This window comes from Pseudomonas sp. GD03858 (assembly GCF_029840925.1).
Taxonomy (GTDB): Bacteria; Pseudomonadota; Gammaproteobacteria; order Pseudomonadales; family Pseudomonadaceae; genus Aquipseudomonas.
In genome coordinates this window covers 1-5,136 of record NZ_JAOCDM010000183.1, presented here as the reverse complement: position 1 = coordinate 5,136, position 5,136 = coordinate 1, and the positions used below count along the sequence as shown (strand labels likewise).

The window sequence follows — 5,136 nt, the reverse complement described above, 5'->3', positions numbered from 1 at the left end:
GCAGCCACCCGACGCCCTCCCCTGTAGGAGCGGCCTTGTGTCGCGAAAGGGTCGCACAGCGACCCCGGCGATCTTGGCGTGAACGCAGCGGCCCCAGATTGCGAGCCACCATCGAAATTGCCGGGGCTGCTGCGCAGCCCTTTCCGACCGGTCCGACGCCTCGGCAAGGCCGCTCCCACAGGCGAATAGTGCCCTGCGCGACCTCATGAATTTCCCGTCATGCGGCCACTTGAGAAACGATTTCGTTTACCATTGTTTCCAAATATGTAGCCGTAAGCGAGGAAATACCCGCATGACGATCCGCCCGCAACCGCTGATGCGCACCCTGGCCGCCGCAGTTCTGAGCCTGGTGATCGGCGCTCCGGCCGCCCTGGCAGACGAACCGGTCACGCTGACCATGTACAACGGCCAGCACAAGGAAATCGGCGATGCCATCGCCAATGCCTACGAGGCTAAGACCGGCATCCATATCAATATCCGCAAGGGCAGCAGCAACCAGCTGGCCAGCCAGATCATCGAAGAAGGCGCGCGCTCGCCGGCCGACATCATCTACACCGAAGAATCCCCGCCGCTGAACAACCTCGGCGAACTGGGCCTGCTGGCGAAGATCGACGACGCCACCGCGAACATGATGCCCAAGGAGTATGTAGGCGCCAACGGCACCTGGATGGGCATCACCGCCCGCACCCGCATCGTGGTGTTCAACCCGAAGAAGATCGACGAGAAGGACCTGCCGACCACGGTAATGGACTTCGCCAACCCCGAATGGGAAGGACGCGTCGGCTATGTCCCCACCAGCGGCGCCTTCCAGGAACAGGCCGTGGCCATCCTGAAGATGCACGGGCGTGAAGCCACCGAAGAATGGCTGACCGGCCTGAAAGCCTTCGGCAAGACCTACACCAACAACATGGTCGCCCTCAAGGCCGTGGAAAAAGGCGAAGTGGCCGCGGTACTGGTGAACAACTACTACTGGTATGCGCTCGAGCGTGAACGCGGCAAGCTCGACTCCAAGCTTTACTACCTGGCCGATGGCGATGCCGGCAACCTGGTCACCATTTCCGGTGCCGCGGTGGTCAAGGCCAGCAAGCATCCCAAGGAAGCCCAGGCCCTGCTCAACTGGATGGCCAGCGAAGAAGGCCAGCGCGTGATCACCCAGACCACCGCCGAGTATCCACTGCACAAGGGCATGGTCTCCGACCGTGGCCTGAAGCCGTTCGACGAACTGCGCCCGCCGAAGATCTCGCCGGCCGACCTGGGCAATGCCGAGGAAGCCATCGAGCTCGAGCGTGAGGTTGGCCTGCTCTGATGACTGCCGCCCTGCCCTCGCCCGCCTTGTCGCGCTTCATCCCGAAAGCCAAGCGCCCGTCCATCTGGGTGGTACTGCCGGTGCTGTTCCTGGTGGCAATGAGCCTGCTGCCACTGCTGTACGTCGGGCTCAAGGCCTGGGAAGCCGGCTGGCACGAGGCCTTGCGCCTGCTCTGGCGCCCGTTCGTCTGGGGCTTGCTGCGCAATACCCTGCTGCTGATGGTCGGCGTCACCGTGCTGTGCCTGGTGGTCGGCGTGGCCCTGGCCTGGCTGCTGGAGCGCAGCGACCTGCCCGGACGGCGCCTGTGGGGCGTGGTGCTGTGCCTGCCCTTCGCCGTGCCATCGTTCGTCAGCAGCTTCACCTGGGTGTCACTGAGCTCCGACTTCGAAGGCCTGGGCGGGGCGATCCTGGTCATGGCGCTGTCCAAGTACCCACTGGTGTTCCTGCCGGTGGCCGCCACCCTGCGTAACCTCGACACTTCGCTGGAAGAGTCGGCACGCACCCTGGGCTGCAGCCGCTGGGGCGTGTTCGGCAAGATCACCCTGCCGCTGCTGTGGCCGTCGATGCTCGGCGGCGCGCTGCTGATCGCCCTGCACATGCTGGTGGAGTTCGGCGCCCTGTCGATCCTCGGCCTGCAGACGTTCACCACGGCGATCTACCAGCAGTTCGAGCTGGAATTCAGCAACGCCAACGCCGCCATGCTCTCGGCGGTATTGCTGGCGCTGTGCCTGATGATGCTGTGGCTGGAACTGCGGGTACGCGGCAAGGCTCGCCATGTACGTATCGGCCAGGGCGTGGCGCGCCGCGCGCAACCAGTGCGCCTACGCGCCTGGATGCCGCTGGGGCAACTGCTCTGCCTGGCCTTGGCGGTTTTGGGCAGCGGCATTCCGCTGGCCATGCTCGGCTACTGGCTGAGCGTCGGCTCGTCGGCGGCATTCCCGATCGCGGCGATCGGCAAGGCCCTGGCCACCTCGCTGTCGGTGTCCCTGGGCGGCGCGGGCTTCTGCGTATTGCTGGCGCTGCCGATCAGCTTCCTGGTGGTGCGCTACAAGGGGCGCCTGGCGATCTGGGCCGAGCGCCTGCCGTATCTGCTGCACGCCCTGCCGGGCCTGGTCATCGCCCTGACCCTGGTGTTCTTCGCCTTGCACTACGTGCCGGCGCTGTACCAGACCACGGCACTGCTGATCCTGGCCTACGCCCTGCTGTTCCTGCCCTTGGCGCAATCGCCGGTGCGCACGGCACTGAACAAGGCCTCGCCGACCCTGGAAGAGGCCGCGCGGACCCTGGGCGCGAGCAGCTTCGCGGCGTTCTGCCGGGTGACCTTGCCTATCATCTTCCCGGCCATGGCAGCGGCGTTTGCGCTGGTATTCCTGGATGCCATGAAGGAGCTGACCGCAACCTTGCTGCTCAGCCCGACCGGGATGACCACGCTGGCAACCGAGGTGTGGGCGCATACCGCCAACGTCGAGTTTGCGGCGGCGGCGCCTTATGCGGCGTTGCTGATCGTGGTGTCGGGATTGCCGGTGTATCTGCTGACCACGCGGATGTATCTGAACAAGGCATGACACCCGCTGAGGCCGCTTTGCGGCCCAATCGCGACACAAGGCCGCTCCCACAGGTACTGCACCGGCTTCAAGATCAGCGCCGAACCTGTGGGAGCGGCCTTGTGTCGCGACGCGAGGGCGCAGCCCTCGCCCGAGTCAGGCCCTGAACTGTCCCAGGCTGGCGCGCAACTGCGCCGCCAGGTCATCCAGCACCTTGCTGCTGGCGGTGGTCTGCATCACCACCTCGGCCGAGCGCTCGGCCTGGGCATGGATGTTCTCCACCCGCCCACGTACCGCCTGCGCGCCATTGGCCTGCTGTTCCGCTGCGCGGGTAGCCAGGCCGATCGCCGCATGCACCTGCTCCACCGCCGCCTGCACCGACTGCTGACGCCGTTCGTTGTCACGCAGCACCAGCAAGCCTTCGCTGGCCTGGCGCCCGGCCTGGCTGATGGTCGCCACGGCCTCCTTGGCCCCCTGCTGCAACGCCGCGATATGCGACTGGATATCCCCGGTCGAGCTCTGCGTCTTGCTCGCCAGCGCCCGCACCTCGTCGGCCACCACGGCGAAACCACGACCAGTCTCCCCTGCCCGCGCCGCCTCGATGGCGGCATTGAGCGCCAACAGGTTGGTCTGCTCGGCAATACCATGGATCACCGTCAGCACCACTTCGATCTGTTCGCTCTGCATGGCCAGCCGCTCGATCACCTGGGAGCCAGCCTGCACCTCGCCCGCCAGGTTCTCGATCAACCGCGCCAGCTGCGTCGAGGCGCGACTGTTCTCGTCGGTGGCCTGACGGATGTCCACCACCTGCTGCAATGCCGCCTGCATGGCATGACTCTCGGCCTGAGCCTCGTCGGCCATGCCCGACAGGTCGCGCAGGCTGGCAGCCACTTCGTCACGCTGCAGGGCGGCGGCGGCATCGGCACCGGCATTGCGCCGGGCCATCGCATCGATCTCGACGCCAGTGCGCTGCGCCACTTCGCCAGCTTCACGCACGATCGGCTGCAGCTTGTCGACAAAGCGATTGACCGCCGAGGCCATGTCGCCGATCTCGTCGCGACTGTCCAGGGTGACGCGCTTGGTCAGGTCGCCATCCCCGGCGGCGAGATCGTTCAGCGCGCCAATCAGCAGTCGGAGCTTGTTCACCACACGACGCCCGAGCACTACCGCGACCACCAGCAACACACCCAGGCCCACCAGCACCAGGCCAAGGCCGATGCGCCAGCGCAGCTCGGCAGCAGCGTCGCGCACGGTCTGCGCCGTGTTGGCCTGCATGGCCGTGGCGCTGTTCTGCGCGGTTTCAAGACGCGCCCGCAACGCCTTGCCGCTGTCGGCGGCGGCGGCCACCAGGCTGTCGCCGACCAGCTGTTCACCGCTGGCGATCAGTGCCGCGAAGCGCTGGTCCAGGGCCTTGAGCTCGTGATCGACACCGGCCGTGGAGACTCCCATCAGCACCTTGCCGATCTCGGCCCCGTTGGGGCTGATCGAGGCTTCGACAAAGTACACCGACGGATCCTTGCGCGCCGCGTCCAGCACCTTGTCCAGCGCTCGCTCGCCCTGCCCCTTCTCGATCAACGCCTGGTTGATCGGGTTCTGCCGATTGAGATAGCGAGTCAGGTGCTGACCCTGGGCATCGTCGTAGATCACGAACAGCACGTTGGGGTTGCGCTGGGCACGCCGAGCGAAATCCGACAGCGTCGGCACGTCGTTGTCCCAGATCGCCCGAGGCGCAACGGATGCCAGCAGCTCGGCCATGTCGTTGGCCGAGTCCTTGAGGTTCTTCTCCAAGGTGGCGCGCAGTTGCTGCTGCTCGTCCTGCAACCGCTCGGAAAGCCCAGCGCTGAGGCGCTGGCGGGTACTGGCCGACAGGCTGTCGAGCCCGGCGCGAACATCCTGCCCGGCCTGCTCCAGTTCGGCGGCCAGCTGCTGGCTGTCGTGACCCAGACGCGCCCCCAGATCGGCTTCCAGGGCGGTAACCGTGCTCCGAGTCAGTGCAACGGCAACCAGCACCTGCACCAGAAGAGCGATACCAAGCGCAACAAACACAGGCCGCAAGAGGCGGCTTCGTAACAGTGAAAGGATGGCAGACACGTTCTAACCCTCGTGTTTCTGGCGCCATTACTTTGATGGCATCTACAGAAACTTCTTACAGCAAGGGTTGTGCCGGAGGCAGCAGGTAAAAATGCCAGGTCGAGCGGCATCCGTACCTGCGGCAGAGTTGCAAGAATGCACCACGTCTGTGGGAGCGGGTTTACCCGCGAACAAGGCGGTGAGTCCAGCATCGCA

General features: G+C 65.7%; 3 protein-coding genes. 2 read left to right on the top strand and 1 reads right to left on the bottom strand.

What is annotated here, in order from left to right:
- The first annotated feature begins 292 nt into the window (after window positions 1–292).
- A complete protein-coding gene (locus N5D48_RS25520; RefSeq protein WP_279888873.1) occupies window positions 293–1,306 on the top strand; it encodes an extracellular solute-binding protein in 1,014 nt (337 codons plus the stop codon).
- The gene (locus N5D48_RS25515) at window positions 1,306–2,871 is read left to right on the top strand and encodes an iron ABC transporter permease (protein ID WP_279888872.1); all 1,566 of its coding nucleotides are present in this window, start codon (window positions 1,306–1,308) and stop codon (window positions 2,869–2,871) included. Before N5D48_RS25520 ends, N5D48_RS25515 begins: the two co-directional genes overlap by 1 nt.
- Before the next feature lie 135 nt (window positions 2,872–3,006).
- Here N5D48_RS25515 and N5D48_RS25510 read toward each other — a convergent pair whose 3' ends face one another.
- Window positions 3,007–4,941, bottom strand: coding sequence for a methyl-accepting chemotaxis protein (locus N5D48_RS25510; RefSeq protein WP_279888870.1), 1,935 nt, complete (start codon window positions 4,939–4,941; stop codon window positions 3,007–3,009).
- Window positions 4,942–5,136 lie beyond the last annotated feature (195 nt).